A 19,314-nucleotide genomic window follows, 5' to 3' on the forward strand; every position below is an offset into this window, starting at 1 on the left:
ACCGCTTTCCGGGGCGTTTCTATTCAACCCTCCATGGGCCATAACGTGTAACAACGAGGCCGGTAAATATTATGTCTGAATTAGTGAATACCTCCGAAGTCGCCATTCCTGCGGTTCCCAATAAAAATGGAAAAATCAACCTGCTGGATCTGAACCGTCAGCAGATGCGCGAGTTCTTCAAAGAGATGGGCGAAAAGCCGTTTCGTGCCGATCAGGTCATGAAGTGGATGTACCATTACTGCAGCGACAATTTTGATGACATGACTGACATCAACAAGGCTCTGCGTAATAAGCTCAAAGAAGTGGCTGAAATTCGCGCGCCGGAAGTGGTGGAAGAGCAGCGCTCGGCCGATGGCACCATCAAATGGGCGATTGCGGTTGGCGATCAGCGCGTTGAAACCGTCTACATCCCGGAAGAAGACCGTGCCACACTGTGCGTCTCCTCTCAGGTGGGCTGTGCGCTGGAGTGCAAATTCTGCTCAACTGCGCAGCAAGGCTTTAACCGTAACCTGCGCGTATCAGAAATTATCGGCCAGGTCTGGCGTGCCGCGAAAATCGTCGGTGCGGCAAAAGTGACCGGTACGCGTCCCATCACCAACGTGGTAATGATGGGAATGGGTGAGCCGCTGCTGAACCTGACTAACGTGGTGCCGGCAATGGAAATCATGCTGGATGACTTCGGTTTTGGTCTGTCCAAGCGCCGCGTGACGCTCTCTACCTCAGGCGTTGTGCCTGCGCTGGACAAGCTCGGCGACATGATTGACGTTGCGCTGGCGATCTCTCTGCACGCGCCGAACGATGAAATTCGTGACGAAATTGTGCCGATCAACAAAAAGTACAATATCGAAACCTTCCTCGCTGCCGTGCGTCGCTATCTGGAAAAATCCAACGCCAATCAGGGCCGCGTGACCATCGAGTACGTGATGCTTGATCACGTCAACGACGGTACCGAGCATGCGCACCAGCTGGCGGAGCTGCTGAAAGATACGCCATGCAAAATCAACCTGATCCCCTGGAACCCGTTCCCGGGCGCGCCGTATGGCCGTAGCTCGAACAGCCGTATCGACCGCTTCTCCAAGGTGCTGATGGAATATGGTTTCACCACCATCGTGCGTAAAACCCGTGGTGATGACATTGATGCCGCATGCGGACAGCTGGCAGGTGATGTGATTGACCGTACCAAACGTACCCTGCGTAAACGCATGCAGGGTGAGGCCATCGCGGTTAAAGCTGTTTGATTAATATGCACTCACGGCGCATTATTTGCGCCGTGAAGCATAATCTTACTGAATAATCAGTCAGATTCGTGATGACTGAATAATAATTACGGTGCGTTTCATCCGACTTTCGGGCAGTATGTAACGACGTAACAACAGTTTAGCCGTTCGGGCAGTCTGTACTGTCATCTCCCGGCTGACAGTCTTATACTGTCTGTTCAAGGTTAACTGACCAGAAGTTTCGCGGTGCGGGTGGCATTGTGACTCACCGGCACCTGAACCCTTATTTTTCACGTACCAGTAGTTGTAGCGAATGAATACTGAAGCCACTCACGACCAACATGAAGCACTCTCCACTGGCGTTCGTCTTCGCAACGCCCGTGAACAACTCGGACTCAGCCAGCAAGCCGTTGCGGAACGCTTGTGCCTGAAGGTTTCCACGGTTCGCGATATTGAAGAAGATAAGGCGCCTGCCGATCTGGCTTCAACCTTCCTGCGCGGTTATATCCGCTCTTACGCAAAACTGGTGCACATCCCCGAAAACGAATTACTGCCAATGATGGAGAAGCAGGCACCCGTCCGTGCAGCAAAAGTTGCGCCGATGCAGACCTTCTCCCTGGGGAAACGTCGTAAAAAACGTGATGGCTGGCTGATGAGCTTTACCTGGCTGGTGCTGTTTGTAGTGGTCGGTCTGACCGGTGCCTGGTGGTGGCAAAACCATAAGGCACAGCAGGAAGAGATCACCACGATGGCCGATCAATCCTCGGCCGAACTCAACCAGGCCGGAACGGATAACGCCCAGAACGTGCCGCTGAATACCAACGGCGCGGCCTCCTCCAGCGAGCCACAAACGGCCGCGACAGAGACCCCGGCAACAGACGCGCCGGCGACCGGTACAGCACCGGCTCCGGGTGCAACGGCGAACACCGCTGCGCCTCAGGCTCAGGATCAAAACACGGTGGTCTCTCCTTCCCAGGCGAATGTGGATACTGCGGCAAACGCGCCAGCGGCCACGCAGCCTGCAGACAATACCGCTGCGTCTCTGCCAACCAACCCGGCAGGTACTGCAACTCCTGAAGCCGATCCCAACGCACTGGTGATGAACTTCAACGCCGACTGCTGGCTGGAAGTGACTGATGCGACAGGTAAAAAGTTGTTCAGCGGCCTGCAGCGTAAAGATGGCACGTTAAACCTAACCGGCCAGGCGCCTTATAAACTTAAAATCGGCGCTCCGGCAGCGGTACAGATCCAGTATCAAGGAAAACCTGTCGACCTGAGCCGCTTTATCAGAACTAACCAGGTTGCACGTCTTACCGTTAATGCCGAACAATCAGCAGCACAGTAACAGACGGGCAACGCGGGAGATTTTTCATGCATAACCAGGCTCCGATTCAACGTAGAAAATCGAAACGGATTTACGTTGGGAATGTGCCAGTCGGCGATGGGGCACCTATCGCCGTTCAGTCGATGACCAATACGCGCACCACCGATGTGGAAGCCACGGTCAATCAAATCAAAGCATTAGAGCGAGTAGGCGCGGACATCGTTCGCGTCTCCGTCCCGACCATGGATGCCGCCGAAGCGTTCAAACTGATCAAACAGCAGGTCAGCGTTCCTCTGGTCGCGGATATCCACTTCGACTACCGCATCGCACTGAAAGTGGCCGAATACGGCGTCGACTGCCTGCGCATTAACCCGGGCAACATTGGTAACGAAGAGCGTATCCGCATGGTTGTGGACTGCGCCCGTGACAAAAATATTCCTATCCGTATCGGCGTCAACGCCGGTTCCCTGGAAAAAGATCTGCAGGAAAAATACGGTGAGCCTACGCCGCAGGCGTTGCTTGAGTCCGCAATGCGTCACGTTGATCATCTGGATCGTCTTAACTTTGATCAGTTCAAAGTCAGCGTGAAAGCGTCCGATGTTTTCCTTGCGGTGGAATCTTACCGTCTGCTGGCAAAACAGATCGATCAGCCTCTGCACCTCGGGATCACCGAAGCGGGTGGCCTGCGTAGCGGTTCTGTAAAATCCGCGATCGGTCTGGGGCTGCTGCTCTCCGAAGGGATCGGCGATACCCTGCGCGTGTCGCTGGCGGCCGATCCGGTTGAAGAGATCAAAGTCGGTTTCGATATCCTGAAATCACTGCGTATCCGCTCGCGCGGGATCAACTTCATTGCCTGCCCAACCTGCTCACGTCAGGAGTTTGATGTGATCGGCACGGTGAATGCCCTGGAGCAACGTCTGGAAGATATTATCACCCCGATGGACGTCTCGATTATCGGCTGCGTGGTGAACGGTCCGGGTGAAGCACTGGTGTCAACCCTGGGCGTTACCGGCGGTAACAAGAAAAGTGGTCTCTATGAAGATGGCGTTCGTAAAGATCGTCTGGATAATAGTGACATGATCGACCAGCTTGAAGCCCGTATCCGTGCCAAAGCCGCCATGATGGACGAGACACAGCGTATCAGCGTTCAGCAGGTTGAAAAATAACGTGATGGGAAGCCGCGAGCTTCCCATGTATGATTGAACCCATTCTTTGGGTTTTTTTTGTATATAGAAAGAGAATAAACGTGGCAAAAAACATTCAAGCCATCCGCGGCATGAACGATTATCTGCCTGGCGAAACCGCCATCTGGCAGCGCATTGAAGGCACGCTGAAGCAGGTGCTCGGCAGCTACGGTTACAGCGAAATCCGTTTGCCGATTGTAGAGCAGACCCCGTTATTCAAACGCGCGATCGGTGAAGTGACCGACGTGGTTGAAAAAGAGATGTACACCTTTGAGGACCGCAATGGCGACAGCCTGACCCTGCGTCCGGAAGGTACGGCGGGCTGCGTACGCGCCGGCATCGAACATGGTCTTCTGTACAATCAGGAGCAGCGCCTGTGGTATATCGGCCCGATGTTCCGCCACGAACGTCCTCAGAAAGGTCGTTATCGCCAGTTCAACCAGCTGGGTGTGGAAGTCTTTGGTCTGCAGGGGCCAGACATCGACGCCGAGTTGATTATGCTGACCGCCCGCTGGTGGCGTGCGCTGGGCATCTCTGAGCACGTTTCTCTTGAACTGAACTCTATCGGTTCGCTGGAAGCGCGCGCTAACTACCGTGACGCGCTGGTGGCGTTCCTGGAGCAGCATAAAGATAAGCTGGACGAAGACTGCAAACGTCGTATGTACAGCAATCCACTGCGCGTACTGGATTCAAAAAATGCAGATGTCCAGGCGCTGCTGAACGATGCGCCTGCGCTGGGTGACTACCTGGACGACGAATCTCGCGAACACTTCGCAGGTCTTTGCAAGCTGCTTGAAGCGGCGGGCATTGCCTACACCGTGAACCAGCGTCTGGTGCGCGGTCTGGACTACTATAACCGCACCGTGTTTGAGTGGGTTACCACCAGCCTCGGCTCGCAGGGCACCGTGTGTGCAGGCGGTCGTTATGACGGTCTGGTAGAGCAGCTTGGCGGTCGCGCCGCGCCTGCGGTTGGCTTCGCGATGGGCCTTGAGCGACTTGTTTTGCTGGTTCAGGCAGTTAATCCGGAATTTAAAGCAGATTCCGTTGTCGATATATACCTGGTAGCCTCAGGCGCGGAAACGCAGTCTGCGGCGATGCAGCTTGCCGAACGCGTGCGCGATGCGCTGCCGACGGTGAAGCTGATGACCAACCATGGCGGCGGCAACTTCAAAAAACAGTTTGCTCGTGCCGATAAGTGGGGCGCAAGTATTGCACTGGTGCTGGGTGAGTCCGAAGTGGCTAACGGCGAAGTCGTGGTGAAAGACCTGCGCTCTGGTGAGCAGACAACGGTAACGCAGGACGGCGTTGCGGCGCACTTGCGCACTTTATTGGGCTAAGGAGAAGGACTGCGTGGAAATTTACGAGAACGAACACGATCAGGTCGACGCGATCAAACGCTTCTTTGCTGAAAACGGCAAAGCACTGGTGGTTGGCGTTATTTTAGGTGTGGGTGCCTTGATTGGCTGGCGCTACTGGAACAATCATCAGGCGGATTCCGCGCGCGGCGCGTCTCTGACCTATGAAAATACCGTGAGTGCCATTCGTGCCGATCAGCCGCAAACGCTGGCGGCGGCAGAAAAATTTGCCGCTGACAACAAAAACACCTACGGTGCACTGGCTGCGCTGGAAGTGGCTCAGCAGTACGTTGATAAAAACGAACTGGATAAAGCCGCTGCTCAGCTGACTCAGGGCCTTGCTGCGGCCAGCGATGAAAACCTGAAAGCGGTGATCAACCTGCGCCTGGCACGTATTCAGGTTCAGCAGAAAAAAGCTGACGATGCGCTGAAAACGCTCGATACCATCAAAGGCGAAGGTTTTGCTGCCATCGTTGCCGATCTGCGCGGTGAAGCACTGCTGAGCAAAGGTGACAAAGCGGGCGCGCGTAAAGCGTGGCAAGCTGGCGTGGATAGCAAAGCATCACCTGCGCTGAGCGAAATGATGCAGATGAAAATAAATAATTTGTCCGTCTGAGAGGGACCCGATGCAATTGCGTAAATTACTTCTGCCAGGACTGCTTTCTGTTACGTTATTGAGTGGTTGTTCACTGTTCAGTGGCGAAGAAGACGTTGTGAAAATGTCCCCACTGCCGACGGTTGAAAACCAGTTTACTCCCTCCACCGCATGGAGCACCTCCGTGGGCGATGGGATTGGTGATTTCTATTCCAACCTGCATCCGGCTTTTGCCGACAGCGTAATCTATGCGGCTGACCGCAAAGGTACCGTGAAAGCGGTGAACGCCGATGATGGAAAAGAAGTGTGGTCTGTTAACCTGGCGGAAAAAGACGGCTGGTTCTCCCGTAAACCTGCACTGCTGTCTGGCGGCCTGACCGTTGCCGGTGGCCACGTTTACGTGGGCAGCGAAAAAGCACAGATTTATGCCCTGAACAGCAGCGACGGCTCCATCGCCTGGCAAACGACCGTGGCGGGTGAGTCCCTGTCTCGTCCGGTGGTGAGCGACGGCCTGGTGCTGATTCATACCAGCAACGGCCAGCTGCAGGCGCTGAACGAAGCGGACGGTCTGGTGAAATGGACCGTTAACCTGGATATGCCTGCGCTCTCCCTGCGCGGTGAATCCGCACCGGCTACCGCATTTGGTGCTGCCATTGTGGGCGGTGACAACGGTCGTGTGAGCGCCGTGCTGATGCAGCAGGGCCAGATGATCTGGCAGCAGCGTATCTCCCAGGCCACTGGCTCAACGGAAATTGACCGTCTGAGCGACGTAGACACCACGCCCGTTATCGTTAACGGTGTGGTGTACGCTCTGGCCTATAACGGCAACCTGACCGCGCTGGATCTGCGCAGCGGCCAGATCATGTGGAAACGTGAGCTGGGCTCGGTGAATGATTTCATCGTTGACGGTAACCGCATCTATATGGTTGACCAGAACGATCGCCTGCTGGCGCTGAGCACCGAAGGCGGCGTGACGCTGTGGACGCAAAGCGATCTGCTGCACCGTCTGCTGACTGCGCCGGCACTGTACAACGGTAGCCTGGTGGTCGGTGACAGCGAAGGGTATATGCACTGGATCGATCCGGATAATGGCCGCTTTGTTGCGCAGCAAAAAGTCGACAGCTCTGGTTTCCTGACCGACCCGGTTGTGGCTGACGGCAAACTGCTGATTCAGGCAAAAGACGGCACGCTGTACGCGATCACGCGTTAATTACCCGGCGGTTGTAGTATACTAAACGGCTCCTGTTCACTCAGGAGCCGTTTTGACATTTTTAAAAACGCTGCGAAAGCGACGTTATTTTGAATTTTATGAGGCTTCAAACATGGTACCTGTGGTCGCGCTTGTCGGGCGCCCTAACGTTGGAAAATCCACTCTTTTTAACCGTTTAACACGCACCCGTGATGCGCTGGTTGCGGATTTCCCGGGGCTGACGCGTGACCGTAAGTACGGTCGTGCAGAAGTAGAAGGACGCGAGTTCATCTGTATTGATACCGGTGGTATTGACGGTACGGAAGATGGCGTGGAAACCCGCATGGCGGAACAGTCGCTGCTGGCGATTGAAGAAGCCGACGTGGTGTTGTTCATGGTGGACGCGCGCGCTGGCCTGATGCCGGCGGACTCCGCTATTGCCAAACACCTGCGTTCGCGTGAAAAACCGACCTTCCTGGTGGCGAACAAAACTGACGGTATCGATGCCGATCAGGCTATCGCTGACTTCTGGTCACTGGGTCTGGGTGAGATCTACCCGATTGCCGCATCGCATGGCCGCGGCGTAACCAGCCTGCTGGAAACCGTTCTGCTGCCGTGGGTTGACGAAGTTAACCCGCCGGAAGAGGTGGACGAAGACGCGGAATACTGGGCGCAGTTTGAAGACGGCGAAGCGGGCGAAGAAGAAGAGCCTGAAGACGACTTCAACCCGCAGGATCTGCCGATCAAGCTGGCCATCGTCGGCCGTCCAAACGTAGGTAAGTCTACACTTACTAACCGTATTCTGGGTGAAGAGCGCGTGGTCGTTTACGACATGCCGGGCACCACCCGTGACAGTATTTACATCCCGATGCAGCGCGATGAGCGTGAATATGTTCTCATCGACACCGCCGGGGTGCGTAAGCGCGGGAAAATCACCGATGTGGTGGAAAAATTCTCCGTTATCAAAACCCTGCAGGCCATTGAAGATGCCAACGTGGTGCTGCTGGTCATTGATGCGCGCGAAGGTATCTCCGATCAGGACCTTTCTCTGCTCGGCTTTATCCTCAATAGTGGGCGCTCACTGGTCATCGTGGTCAACAAATGGGATGGCCTGAGCAATGAAGTGCGTGAGCAGGTGAAAGAGACCCTCGACTTCCGTCTGGGCTTTATCGACTTTGCCCGCGTACACTTCATCTCTGCGCTGCACGGCAGCGGTGTGGGTAATCTGTTCGAGTCCGTGCGTGAAGCCTACGATAGCTCCACCCGTCGTCAGAGTACCGCCATGCTGACCCGTATCATGAATATGGCTGCTGAAGACCATCAGCCGCCGCTGGTGCGCGGCCGTCGCGTGAAGCTGAAATATGCTCACGCCGGTGGTTATAACCCGCCAATCGTGGTGATTCACGGCAACCAGGTGAAAGACCTGCCGGATTCCTACAAGCGCTATCTGATGAACTACTTCCGTAAATCGCTGGACGTGATGGGCACGCCTATCCGTATCCAGTTCAAGGAAGGGGAAAACCCGTTCGCCAACAAGCGCAACACCCTGACGCCAAACCAGATGCGTAAGCGTAAGCGTTTGATTAAGCACATTAAGAAAAGCAAATAAACTTTGCTGAACTTACGAAAGCCCGCGTTTATCGCGGGCTTTTTTTTGCCCAATCATACCGCCGGTTTTCTCTGTGTGATGTCAATCACTATTCACTTTTAACCATGTTTAAATCTAAGAAAGTAGACAATCGTCGAATTTTCATCTTAAAGTCCAGGGTCTGGTACTAGACAAAACTAGCGCCTGGTTATCAAATGGTTAACCAACTTTTCGCCACAGGTAAAAAATCGGCCAGATACGTAACTGGCCGGCGTACCTGCTGGTGTTTACAAGCACGACGACATACCTTTCGGGAGAATTATGCAATCCTCTGTTAATCAAAAAGAGAGCCGAACGTTCTTCGGCCATCCGTATCCCCTCGGCTCGCTGTTTTTCACCGAGATGTGGGAACGTTTCTCGTTTTACGGCATTCGTCCGTTACTGATCCTGTTTATGGCCGCCACCGTCTATGATGGCGGGATGGGGCTGGCGCGTGAAAACGCCTCGGCGATTGTCGGGATCTTTGCCGGTACCATGTACCTGGCCGCGCTGCCGGGGGGCTGGCTGGCCGATAACTGGCTCGGCCAGCAGAGAGCCGTCTGGTACGGTTCCATTCTGATTGCGCTCGGTCACCTGTCGATTGCGCTGTCGGCCATCATGGGCGATAACCTGTTCTTTATCGGCCTGATGTTCATCGTTCTCGGCTCCGGCTTGTTCAAAACCTGTATTTCGGTGATGGTCGGTACCCTGTATAAAAAAGGCGACGCGCGTCGTGACGGCGGCTTCTCGCTGTTTTATATGGGCATCAACATGGGGTCGTTCATCGCGCCGCTGATTTCCGGCTGGCTGATCAAAACCCACGGCTGGCACTGGGGCTTTGGCATTGGCGGTATCGGGATGCTGGTCGCGCTGATTATCTTCCGCGTATTTGCCGTTCCGGCAATGAAACGCTATGACAGCGAAGTCGGCCTGGATTCCACCTGGAACAGCCCGGTCGTGAAACGTAACGGCGTAGGTGCCTGGCTGCTGGCCCTGGCGGTAGGTGTTGCGGTTCTCGTGACGCTGATTGCGCAAGGCGTGATTGCGATTAACCCGGTTGCGGTAGCCAGCGTGCTGGTCTACGTCATCGCGGCATCCGTTGCCCTCTATTTTATTTATCTGTTTGTTTTTGCAGGCCTGAACCGCAAAGAGCGCGCCAGGCTGCTGGTCTGCTTTATCCTGCTGATCTCGGCCGCGTTCTTCTGGTCCGCCTTTGAACAGAAGCCTACCTCGTTCAACCTGTTCGCCAACGACTACACTAACCGCATGATCGGTGATTTTGAAATTCCGGCGGTGTGGTTCCAGTCGATCAACGCCCTGTTCATTATTCTGCTGGCACCGGTGTTCAGCTGGGCATGGCCGAAGCTGGCGAGTATGAACATTCGCCCGGGCAGTATCACCAAGTTTGTCATCGGCATTCTATGTGCCGCGGCGGGCTTTGGCCTGATGATGCTGGCGGCCGAAAACGTGCTGAGCAGCGGCGGGGCGGGCGTGTCGCCGTTCTGGCTGGTGGGCAGCATTCTGATGCTGACGCTGGGTGAGCTCTGCCTGAGCCCGATTGGTCTGGCGACCATGACGCTGCTGGCGCCGGAAAGAATGCGCGGCCAGATGATGGGGCTGTGGTTCTGCGCGAGTGCGCTGGGTAACCTGGCGGCGGGCCTGATTGGCGGCCACGTGAAAGCCGACCAGCTGGATATGCTGCCGGACCTCTTCGCGCGCTGCTCCATCGCGCTGCTGATTTGTGCCGCGGTACTGATCGTCCTCATTGTTCCGGTGCGCCGCATGCTGGAAAATGCACAGACTAAACCGGCTGCTAGCGCCTCATAACACCTCAGCGTGCCGGGGCAGGCGTTACGCCCCGGCACGCTATTCCCTGAGGTGAAACTATGCAGTTAGGATTTGTTGGTCTTGGTGCGGTCGTGGAAACCGCGTATCTCCCCGCGTTGCGACACCTTTCAGGCCACCCGGTTCGCTGTTTTGGGTTTGATGTTCTCCCCACAAAGCACCCTGAAGGCGTCACGCGCTGCGCCTCGCTTGCGGAGCTTCTTGCCGCACCGCTTGATACCCTGTTTATCACCACCGCTTCGCTACACCACCTTGAGGTGCTGGAGCAGGCCATTACCTCGCCCGTTGTGCGGATTGTGGTTGAAAAACCGATTGTCGCCACGCTTTCACAAATCGAAAAGCTCAACGCGCTGCTGGCACGCCCCGGCGTGGCGCCCCGCGTGCTGGCGCTAGACCACTGGATGGCGCGCCTCGAAACGGTGAAAAGGTCGCTGGTAAGCAGCGTCTCTGACATCGTCAAAATCGACGGTTTTTTACAGGAGCCGAGCGGGTATAACGCCGCAGGCGAACCCATCGCGCTTAACTTTGCCACCGGCGAGCCGGATACCCGCACGCTTCGCCACCCTGACGGCGTGATCCTGGATATTGGTACACATGTGCTGGCGATGCTGCGAGAAACCGTGCGCTATCTGGGCGGCAATGACGATATGATACTGCGGGTCGTCACGGCTAAAGACCGCCTGGGTCGCGCTATCGCAAAAGGCGACATGTCCACGGCGGAGGGCGAGGCGCATCTTCAGGGCCGCATCAGCGGCGTGCCGGTGGATATCTGGCTGAACAAATACGCGGGACCCGCGGGCGGGCAAAAAGGATTACGGCTCTGTTTGCGCGACGGGCGCATCATCAGCCACGACCGGCGCGGCGCGGAGGATGTGCTTGAGCTGATTGAGGGTAAGGATATTCAGCGCTGGCATATTCCCGGGACACTCTACGAGCACTGTCTTGCCGGGCACATTCTGGGCACCAGCAGTCTTTTTGAACGGGATCCGCACGAGGTGAGCCGCACGACGCGTCGCCGAATCGAGGAAGTTGAGCTGCTGCTGACCTTGCAGCAACAGCTGCGTGGCCCGCACTGAACGCGACGTGGTAAAATGATCGCAGACCAGAATGCTTTTAAGGAGTCACCATGACGATTACCTGCCCGGATTGCCAGGCACCGCTTGAGCCCCAGAACGGGGTGGCGCATTGCGAGAGCTGTAATAAAGATATTGCGCTCGAAGCCCGCTGCCCGGAGTGTCATCAGCCACTCCAGGTCTTAAAAGCCTGCGGGGCGGTGGACTATTTCTGCCAGAACGGCCACGGTCTTATCTCTAAAAAACGCGTGGAGTTTGTTCGGGGCGAAGGTTAATCACACACGCAGCCTTCGCCTTTCTTCCACAGCTCGACCAGCGACTCGGGCGCTTCCTGCTCCGGCACCAGCACGATGATATCGGTGTAGTGCGCCTGATTTTGCCCGGTCCAGATAATCTGGATGCGGAAATAGCGCTGGTCACCGCTGCCGGGTGACGAGGCCTGTCCCGGCGGCTGGCCGCGCGGAAAGGCCTGCTCAAGGATGCTCACCAGACGCTGGCGCTGGGCCTCGTTGAGGGACGAAAGCGCGATGGTACGCTGGCCGCTCAGCTTAGGAATAAAAGCGACGCCGCCTTCCCGGGCCAGCTCAACCACGGCGTCATCCGTCAGTTCCGGAACCTGCATTTACAGCACTCCCACCTGTTCCCAGGCTTGTTTTATGGCCGCCCCAACATCGCTACCGGAGCGTTTCTCTCCGTGCGCTATCGTCAGTTTTGCGAAGGCCTCAAAATCCGCATCCTGCGCCAGATTACGATCGCAAACTGTGTCGTACCAGGCATAACCCGCTTTTTCCCACGCATAGCCGCCGATCGCCGTCGCGGCCAGGTAAAACGCCCGGTTGGGGATGCCGGAGTTCAGGTGCACGCCGCCGTTATCCTCGCGCGTTTTGATGAAATCTTTCATGTGAGCGGGCTGCGGGTCTTTGCCGAGCAGCGGATCGTCGTAGGCGGTACCCGGTTCAGACATCGAGCGCAGCCCTTTGCCGTTGATACCTTTTGCCAGCAGTCCTTCGCCAATCAGCCAGTCTGCTTTATCGGCAGTTTGCTTCAGATGGTACTGTTTAACCAACGAACCAAACACATCTGACAGCGACTCGTTCAGAGCTCCCGACTGTTCAAAATAGATAAGCCCGGCTTCAGTCTCGGTGACGCCGTGGCTCAGCTCGTGCGCTACCACGTCAATGGCGATGGTAAAGCGGTTAAAGATTTCCCCGTCCCCGTCGCCAAAGACCATCTGCTGGCCGTTCCAGAAGGCGTTCTGATATTCCCGGCCGTAATGCACGGTGCCGGTTAAAATAAGCCCTTTATTATCGAGCGAATCACGCTGATATTCTTTCCAGAAGAAATCATGGGTGATACCCAGATAATCGTAGGCTTCATCGACCGCCACATCGCCGTTCGACGGCTGACCTTCATAACGCACCTGCGTACCCGGTAGCTCCTGGGTCTGCTTCGCATCGTAGATATCACGCTCAAGCTGTCCGGCTTTGCTCACGTGCGGTGCGGCAGGTTTGCCGGGCATGTGCGCCATCAGCGTCTGGACATGGGTCAGGGTCTGGCGGGCACAGCGCTGCTGCGGCTCTGAACCGCTTTCGATAATACGACGAAGAATATAGGGGGGAATGACACTATAAAGATGGGACATGCTGCTCTCCTTAGTTCTGGCAAGGCCGAATAAAAGGGAATAGCAGCAGTATAGTTTCTAACCGGCGAAGAATTATCCGGTTTTTCGCTGACGCGGCTTTTTCGCCGGTTTAATTGATTTCACTTCGCTTTCGACCCAGCCGTCTGACAGGCGGGTGGTCAGCACATCACCGGCGCTCACCTGCTTGGTTTGCTTGAGCACTTTGCCGTCCGTCGCCGTCGTCACGCTGTAGCCGCGCGCCAGCGTGGAGAGGGGGCTGACCGCTTCAAGATGGGTCACCGCATTACCGAAACGTTCGCGGGTGGTGCTCAGACGCGCCCGGACAGTCTCCGCCAGACGATACTCCAGCTGTTGAATCCGCGTTTGCGCGCGGTAAATTTTCGGCTGCGGGTTCTGCTGATTAAGCCGCTGCGTCACGCGCTGCTGGCGCGAGACCGCGCGCTTAAGCTGACTATCCAGCGCGAAGTTCATGCGCTGGCGCAGGCGCTCCAGCACGGTTTGCTGACGCGCCAGACGCAGCTGCGGGTGCTGCTGCTGAAGACGGTGATGAAGCTGGGTAAAGCGACGGGTACGGTTGGCGAGGAAGTAGTCCATCGCCATCTCCAGACGCTGCTGGCCGTTCTGAAGCTGACGCAGCAGCTCCAGCTGGTTGCGGCTCACCACTTCCGCCGCCGCGGATGGCGTAGGCGCACGTAAATCCGCGACAAAATCGGCGATCGTGACGTCGGTTTCGTGGCCGACTGCGCTCACAACAGGGATCTGGCTTGCAAAAATCGCCCGCGCCACGCGCTCGTCGTTAAAGCTCCACAGGTCTTCCAGCGAGCCGCCGCCGCGCCCGACGATTAAGACGTCGCACTCCTGACGGGCGTTCGCCAGTTCAATGGCGCGCACAATCTGGCCCGGCGCATCGTCACCCTGAACAGCGGTTGGGTAGATGATGACGGGCAAGGAAGGGTCGCGACGCTTGAGCACGTGCAAAATATCGTGCAGTGCCGCACCGGTTTTTGAGGTAATAACCCCCACGCAGTGGGCCGGTGAGGGCAGGGGCTTTTTGAACTGCTGGTCGAACAGACCCTCTGCCGTCAGTTTCGCTTTTAACTGTTCATACTTCTGCTGCAGCAGACCTTCGCCCGCAGGCTGCATGCTTTCGACGATAATCTGATAATCACCGCGCGGTTCATACAGGGTGATATTGGCGCGTACCAGCACCTGCTGGCCGTGCTGAGGACGAAACGTGACGCGGCGGTTGCTGTTGCGGAACATCGCGCAGCGCACCTGGGCGGTATCGTCTTTTAGCGTAAAGTACCAGTGGCCGGAGGAGGGCTGCGTGAAGTTAGAGATTTCACCGCTGATCCAGACCTGCCCCATTTCCTGCTCAAGCAGCAAACGCACCGTCTGATTCAGGCGGCTGACAGTAAAAATTGAGGGGGATTGCGAGGATAACATGTGAGCGGGATCAAATTCTAAATCAGCAAGTTATTCAGTCGATAGTAACCTGCTGAGAGGGGAGTGCAAGGTTTTTTTATAAAAAAGTGTGGATGCAATCGGTTACGCTCTGTATAATGCCACGGCAATATTTAACCACCCAGGTCAGAGATATTGCCCATGCTACGTATCGCTAAAGAAGCACTGACGTTTGACGACGTCCTCCTCGTTCCCGCTCACTCCACCGTTCTGCCGAATACTGCCGATCTCAGCACGCAGTTGACGAAAACCATTCGCCTGAACATTCCTATGCTCTCTGCGGCAATGGACACCGTGACTGAAGCGCGCCTGGCTATTGCCCTGGCACAGGAAGGTGGCATCGGCTTTATTCACAAAAACATGTCTATCGAGCGTCAGGCGGAAGAAGTTCGCCGCGTGAAGAAGCATGAATCCGGTATCGTGTCTGACCCGCAGACCGTTCTGCCGACCACCACCCTGCACGAAGTGAAAGCCCTGACCGAACGTAACGGCTTCGCCGGTTACCCGGTTGTGACCGAAGCGAACGAGCTGGTGGGCATCATCACCGGTCGTGACGTGCGTTTCGTGACTGACCTGAACCAGCCTGTCAGCGTGTACATGACGCCGAAAGAGCGTCTGGTTACCGTACGCGAAGGTGAAGCCCGTGAGGTGGTCTTCGCAAAAATGCACGAAAAACGCGTTGAGAAAGCGCTGGTTGTGGATGCGAACTTCCACCTGCGCGGCATGATCACCGTGAAAGACTTCCAGAAAGCAGAACGTAAACCTAACGCCTGTAAAGACGAGCATGGCCGTCTGCGCGTCGGGGCTGCGGTTGGCGCGGGTGCAGGTAACGAAGAGCGCGTTGACGCGCTGGTTGCCGCAGGTGTTGACGTGCTGCTGATTGACTCCTCTCACGGCCACTCCGAAGGCGTGCTGCAGCGTATTCGTGATACCCGTGCTAAATACCCTGATCTGCAGATCATCGGCGGTAACGTGGCAACGGGCGCAGGCGCTCGCGCGCTGGCTGACGCTGGTTGCAGCGCGGTGAAAGTCGGTATCGGTCCTGGTTCTATCTGTACCACCCGTATCGTGACCGGCGTGGGCGTTCCACAGATCACCGCCGTGTCTGACGCAGTGGAAGCGCTGGAAGGCACCGGTATTCCGGTTATCGCTGACGGCGGTATCCGCTTCTCTGGCGACATCGCGAAAGCCATCGCCGCGGGTGCTTCCGCCGTGATGGTGGGCTCCATGCTGGCCGGTACCGAAGAATCCCCGGGCGAAATCGAACTCTACCAGGGCCGTTCTTACAAATCTTACCGCGGTATGGGCTCCCTGGGCGCGATGTCCAAAGGATCCTCTGACCGTTACTTCCAGACCGATAACGCCGCAGACAAACTGGTGCCGGAAGGTATTGAAGGTCGCGTAGCGTATAAAGGCCGTCTGAAAGAGATCATTCACCAGCAGATGGGCGGCCTGCGCTCCTGTATGGGCCTGACCGGCTGTGGTACCATTGACGAGCTGCGTACTAAAGCGGAATTCGTACGCATCAGCGGTGCGGGTATCCAGGAGAGCCACGTTCACGACGTGACGATCACCAAAGAGTCCCCGAACTACCGTCTGGGCTCCTGATAAGTTTCCGCGCCCGGCTTCTGCCGGGCGCTCTGTTTTTGTTTCACTTGCCTCGGAATTAGCGTCAATGACGGAAAACATTCATAAACATCGCATTCTCATCCTGGACTTCGGTTCTCAGTACACTCAGCTGGTGGCGCGTCGCGTACGTGAACTGGGCGTTTACTGTGAACTGTGGGCGTGGGATGTCACGGAAGCACAGATTCGCGAATTCAATCCAAGCGGCATCATCCTGTCCGGCGGCCCGGAAAGCACCACCGAAGAGAACAGCCCGCGCGCGCCGCAGTACGTGTTCGAAGCTGGCGTACCGGTGTTCGGCGTCTGCTACGGCATGCAGACCATGGCAATGCAGCTGGGCGGCCACGTAGAAGGTTCTAACGAGCGTGAGTTCGGCTATGCGCAGGTAGAAGTGGTAACCGACAGCGCGCTGGTGCGCGGTATCGAAGACTCCCTGACCGCAGACGGCAAGCCGCTGCTGGACGTCTGGATGAGCCACGGCGACAAAGTCACCGCCATCCCGTCTGACTTCGTTACCGTTGCCAGCACCGAAAGCTGCCCGTTCGCCATCATGGCAAACGAAGAAAAACGCTTCTACGGCGTGCAGTTCCACCCGGAAGTGACCCACACCCGTCAGGGGATGCGCATGCTGGAGCGCTTCGTGCGTGACATCTGCCAGTGTGAAGCCCTGTGGACCCCGGCTAAAATCATCGACGACGCCGTTGAGCGTATCCGCCAGCAGGTTGGCGATGACAAAGTGATCCTCGGCCTCTCCGGCGGCGTGGACTCCTCCGTGACCGCGATGCTGCTGCACCGCGCCATCGGCAAAAACCTGACCTGCGTTTTCGTGGACAACGGCCTGCTGCGTCTGAACGAAGCTAAGCAGGTGATGGACATGTTCGGCGACCACTTTGGTCTGAACATCGTTCACGTGGAAGGCGAGCAGCGCTTCCTGGACGCGCTGAAAGGCGAGAACGATCCGGAAGCCAAGCGTAAGATCATCGGCCGCGTCTTCGTGGAAGTGTTCGACGAAGAAGCGCTGAAGCTGGACGACGTGAAGTGGCTGGCGCAGGGTACCATCTACCCTGACGTGATCGAATCTGCCGCCTCCGCCACCGGTAAAGCACACGTCATCAAATCTCACCACAACGTGGGCGGCCTGCCGAAAGAGATGAAAATGGGTCTGGTTGAGCCGCTGCGCGAGCTGTTCAAAGACGAAGTGCGTAAGATCGGTCTGGAACTGGGTCTGCCGTACGACATGCTCTACCGTCACCCGTTCCCGGGCCCGGGTCTTGGCGTGCGCGTGCTGGGCGAAGTGAAGAAAGAGTACTGCGACCTGCTGCGTCGCGCGGACGCGATCTTCATTGAAGAGCTGCACAAAGCTGACTTGTACAACAAAGTGAGCCAGGCGTTCACCGTGTTCCTGCCGGTTCGCTCCGTTGGCGTAATGGGCGACGGCCGCAAGTACGACTGGGTTGTTTCCCTGCGTGCGGTGGAAACCATCGACTTCATGACCGCGCACTGGGCGCACCTGCCGTATGACTTCCTGGGACGCGTGTCTAACCGCATCATCAACGAAGTGAACGGTATTTCCCGCGTGGTGTATGACATCAGCGGTAAGCCACCGGCTACGATTGAGTGGGAATGATTTAACGACTGGCAATAGCCAGCGCGTAAAAGCAGTAAAGTACCTCTAAGCCCGTGTAACTGCGGGCTTTTTTGTTTTTGTGTCTGGCACTTTCTGGCAGCTGTTAGCAACGGGAAGCACGGTTTTTTCAATGGAATTTTTGATGGTACTCTCTGGTTTCGAATTCAGGTTTGAAAAAGTACCATGTAATAAATTTCGGTTGAGTTATGGTATTTGTTTTTTATAACTCAATTAAAAACAGAGAGTTAAACAACTTTTCTGAATTTTTTACAACATGGTATTTTTTGATAAAGGAAAACAATAAACCATGTTGACTGACACCAGGCTGCGTCACCTTAAGCCGAAGGAGAAACTCTATAAAGTTAATGACCGTGATGGCCTGTATGTTGCGGTCACTCCGGCTGGAACTATTTCATTTCGTTATAACTATTCAATAAACGGAAGACAGGAGACCGTTACTTTTGGCCGCTATGGTGTTGGAGGGATCACGCTTGCAGAAGCGCGTGAACGGCTCAATGAAGCCAAAAAAATGGTTGCCAGTGGAAGATCGCCTGCGAGGGAAAAAGCCAGAGATAAAGCGCGTATCAAAGATGCGGAGACTTTTGGTGCGTGGGCTGAGAAATGGTTACGCGGTTATCAAATGGCTGAATCGACGCGTGATATGCGGCGTTCGGTATATCAAAGGGAGTTGAAGTCAAAATTTGCCCAGCAGAAACTTAGTGAGATTACACATGAAGACTTACGCGCATTAACCGATAACATTGTCGAGAGAGGGGCACCGGCGACAGCTGTACACGCCAGAGATATTGTATTGCAAGTCTATCGCTGGGCTATTGAGCGCGGTCAGAAGGTGGAGAATCCAGCTGATCTGGTACGGCCTGCAAGCATAGCGAAATTTGAGCCTCGAGACAGGGCATTGACGCCAATTGAAATTGGTCTGATGTATCGATACATGGAACGGGTAGGAACGACGCCATCAATCAGAGCAGCGGTTAAACTTTTGCTGTTAACGATGGTACGTAAAAGTGAGCTTACTAACGCAACCTGGAACGAGATCAATTTTAGTGAGGCATTATGGACGATACCAAAGGAGAGGATGAAACGACGTAATCCACATTTGGTTTTTCTTTCCAGACAGGCAATGGATATTATGATTGCTCTCAAAACCTTTGCCGGTAGCTCTGATTTTATCCTTCCTTCGCGGTACGATTCCGATGCGCCAATGAGTAGCGCTACTTTAAACCGGGTTTTGACACTGACGTATCGTCTGGCTCAGAAAGAAGGGGAGTTGTTGCCTAAGTTTGGTCCCCATGACTTACGGCGTACTGCCAGCACCTTGCTACATGAGGCCGGATACAATACTGACTGGATTGAGAAGTGCCTTGCCCATGAACAAAAAGGGGTACGAGCTGTTTATAACAAGGCAGAATATCGTGAGCAGAGGGCTGAGATGCTACAAGATTGGGCGAATATGATTGATGAATGGACTAGTAAGTAGTTAATAATCAGTAAGTTAAGTGGATATACTTCTTTTATCTACGCCAGG

At 55.7% G+C, this 19,314-nt stretch carries 16 protein-coding genes; 13 read left to right on the top strand and 3 right to left on the bottom strand.

Annotated features, from left to right (window positions below):
- Positions 1–71 precede the first annotated feature (71 nt).
- The 10 genes from LDK53_RS07305 to LDK53_RS07350 all read left to right on the top strand — a co-directional run bounded on the left by LDK53_RS07305 (position 72) and on the right by LDK53_RS07350 (position 11,684).
- Entirely contained in the window at positions 72–1,238 is a 1,167-nt protein-coding gene (locus tag LDK53_RS07305) for a bifunctional tRNA (adenosine(37)-C2)-methyltransferase TrmG/ribosomal RNA large subunit methyltransferase RlmN (protein ID WP_025757686.1), read from the top strand.
- Between the two features lie 292 nt (positions 1,239–1,530).
- Complete coding sequence (gene rodZ / locus LDK53_RS07310; protein WP_094918386.1) at positions 1,531–2,562, top strand: cytoskeleton protein RodZ; 1,032 nt, start codon at positions 1,531–1,533, stop codon at positions 2,560–2,562.
- A 26-nt stretch (positions 2,563–2,588) separates the two neighbouring features.
- Complete coding sequence (gene ispG / locus LDK53_RS07315) at positions 2,589–3,707, top strand: flavodoxin-dependent (E)-4-hydroxy-3-methylbut-2-enyl-diphosphate synthase (RefSeq protein WP_025757688.1); 1,119 nt, start codon at positions 2,589–2,591, stop codon at positions 3,705–3,707.
- Between the two features lie 80 nt (positions 3,708–3,787).
- Positions 3,788–5,062 carry a histidine--tRNA ligase gene (hisS, locus tag LDK53_RS07320; RefSeq protein ID WP_025757689.1) on the top strand — a complete coding sequence of 425 codons (1,275 nt, stop codon included), beginning with the start codon at positions 3,788–3,790 and terminating at the stop codon, positions 5,060–5,062.
- Between the two features lie 13 nt (positions 5,063–5,075).
- A complete protein-coding gene (locus LDK53_RS07325) occupies positions 5,076–5,696 on the top strand; it encodes a YfgM family protein (RefSeq protein ID WP_025757691.1) in 621 nt (206 codons plus the stop codon).
- 10 nt (positions 5,697–5,706) lie between these two features.
- Positions 5,707–6,885: an outer membrane protein assembly factor BamB gene (gene bamB / locus LDK53_RS07330; protein WP_225285227.1), complete on the top strand. Its 1,179-nt coding sequence runs from the start codon at positions 5,707–5,709 to the stop codon at positions 6,883–6,885.
- Positions 6,886–6,997: 112 nt separating this feature from the next.
- The gene (gene der / locus LDK53_RS07335; protein ID WP_008502134.1) at positions 6,998–8,473 is read left to right on the top strand and encodes a ribosome biogenesis GTPase Der; all 1,476 of its coding nucleotides are present in this window, start codon (positions 6,998–7,000) and stop codon (positions 8,471–8,473) included.
- Positions 8,474–8,773: 300 nt separating this feature from the next.
- Positions 8,774–10,318, top strand: a complete 1,545-nt coding sequence (locus tag LDK53_RS07340; protein ID WP_225285229.1) for a peptide MFS transporter — start codon at positions 8,774–8,776, stop codon at positions 10,316–10,318.
- A gap of 59 nt (positions 10,319–10,377) precedes the next feature.
- A complete protein-coding gene (locus LDK53_RS07345) occupies positions 10,378–11,412 on the top strand; it encodes a Gfo/Idh/MocA family oxidoreductase (RefSeq protein WP_225285231.1) in 1,035 nt (344 codons plus the stop codon).
- Positions 11,413–11,462: 50 nt separating this feature from the next.
- Positions 11,463–11,684 carry a zinc ribbon domain-containing protein gene (locus tag LDK53_RS07350; protein ID WP_225285232.1) on the top strand — a complete coding sequence of 74 codons (222 nt, stop codon included), beginning with the start codon at positions 11,463–11,465 and terminating at the stop codon, positions 11,682–11,684.
- On the opposite strand, the gene LDK53_RS07355 is transcribed toward LDK53_RS07350, so the two are convergent.
- The 3 genes from LDK53_RS07355 to xseA form a co-directional block, all read right to left on the bottom strand.
- Positions 11,681–12,031, bottom strand: a complete 351-nt coding sequence (locus LDK53_RS07355; protein ID WP_025757698.1) for a protealysin inhibitor emfourin — start codon at positions 12,029–12,031, stop codon at positions 11,681–11,683. The two genes, LDK53_RS07350 and LDK53_RS07355, sit on opposite strands and share 4 nt — an antisense overlap.
- Positions 12,032–13,051, bottom strand: a complete 1,020-nt coding sequence (locus tag LDK53_RS07360; RefSeq protein WP_025757699.1) for a M4 family metallopeptidase — start codon at positions 13,049–13,051, stop codon at positions 12,032–12,034.
- Positions 13,052–13,123: 72 nt separating this feature from the next.
- Entirely contained in the window at positions 13,124–14,497 is a 1,374-nt protein-coding gene (gene xseA, locus LDK53_RS07365; RefSeq protein ID WP_045284582.1) for an exodeoxyribonuclease VII large subunit, read from the bottom strand.
- A 159-nt stretch (positions 14,498–14,656) separates the two neighbouring features.
- Between xseA and guaB the strand changes: the two genes are divergently transcribed.
- From guaB to LDK53_RS07380, 3 genes are all read left to right on the top strand, one after another.
- Positions 14,657–16,123, top strand: coding sequence for an IMP dehydrogenase (gene guaB / locus LDK53_RS07370; RefSeq protein WP_126800280.1), 1,467 nt, complete (start codon positions 14,657–14,659; stop codon positions 16,121–16,123).
- Between the two features lie 67 nt (positions 16,124–16,190).
- Positions 16,191–17,768, top strand: coding sequence for a glutamine-hydrolyzing GMP synthase (gene guaA, locus LDK53_RS07375; protein ID WP_023294284.1), 1,578 nt, complete (start codon positions 16,191–16,193; stop codon positions 17,766–17,768).
- Between the two features lie 307 nt (positions 17,769–18,075).
- Complete coding sequence (locus LDK53_RS07380; RefSeq protein ID WP_225285234.1) at positions 18,076–19,266, top strand: tyrosine-type recombinase/integrase; 1,191 nt, start codon at positions 18,076–18,078, stop codon at positions 19,264–19,266.
- Positions 19,267–19,314 lie beyond the last annotated feature (48 nt).

This window comes from Enterobacter sp. K16B (genome assembly GCF_020216105.1).
Classification (GTDB): domain Bacteria; phylum Pseudomonadota; class Gammaproteobacteria; order Enterobacterales; family Enterobacteriaceae; genus Enterobacter; species Enterobacter sichuanensis.

Excerpts from the sequence above, each read along its gene's own strand:
- guaA (WP_023294284.1), top strand. The coding sequence starts at position 16,191 with ATGACGGAAAACATTCATAAACATCGCATTCTCATCCTGGACTTCGGT.
- LDK53_RS07350 (WP_225285232.1), top strand. The coding sequence starts at position 11,463 with ATGACGATTACCTGCCCGGATTGCCAGGCACCGCTTGAGCCCCAGAAC.
- ispG (WP_025757688.1), top strand. The coding sequence starts at position 2,589 with ATGCATAACCAGGCTCCGATTCAACGTAGAAAATCGAAACGGATTTAC.
- der (WP_008502134.1), top strand. The coding sequence starts at position 6,998 with ATGGTACCTGTGGTCGCGCTTGTCGGGCGCCCTAACGTTGGAAAATCC.
- LDK53_RS07305 (WP_025757686.1), top strand. The coding sequence starts at position 72 with ATGTCTGAATTAGTGAATACCTCCGAAGTCGCCATTCCTGCGGTTCCC.
- LDK53_RS07380 (WP_225285234.1), top strand. The coding sequence starts at position 18,076 with ATGTTGACTGACACCAGGCTGCGTCACCTTAAGCCGAAGGAGAAACTC.
- rodZ (WP_094918386.1), top strand. The coding sequence starts at position 1,531 with ATGAATACTGAAGCCACTCACGACCAACATGAAGCACTCTCCACTGGC.
- guaB (WP_126800280.1), top strand. The coding sequence starts at position 14,657 with ATGCTACGTATCGCTAAAGAAGCACTGACGTTTGACGACGTCCTCCTC.
- bamB (WP_225285227.1), top strand. The coding sequence starts at position 5,707 with ATGCAATTGCGTAAATTACTTCTGCCAGGACTGCTTTCTGTTACGTTA.
- LDK53_RS07360 (WP_025757699.1), bottom strand. The coding sequence starts at position 13,051 with ATGTCCCATCTTTATAGTGTCATTCCCCCCTATATTCTTCGTCGTATT.
- LDK53_RS07355 (WP_025757698.1), bottom strand. The coding sequence starts at position 12,031 with ATGCAGGTTCCGGAACTGACGGATGACGCCGTGGTTGAGCTGGCCCGG.
- xseA (WP_045284582.1), bottom strand. The coding sequence starts at position 14,497 with ATGTTATCCTCGCAATCCCCCTCAATTTTTACTGTCAGCCGCCTGAAT.
- LDK53_RS07345 (WP_225285231.1), top strand. The coding sequence starts at position 10,378 with ATGCAGTTAGGATTTGTTGGTCTTGGTGCGGTCGTGGAAACCGCGTAT.
- LDK53_RS07340 (WP_225285229.1), top strand. The coding sequence starts at position 8,774 with ATGCAATCCTCTGTTAATCAAAAAGAGAGCCGAACGTTCTTCGGCCAT.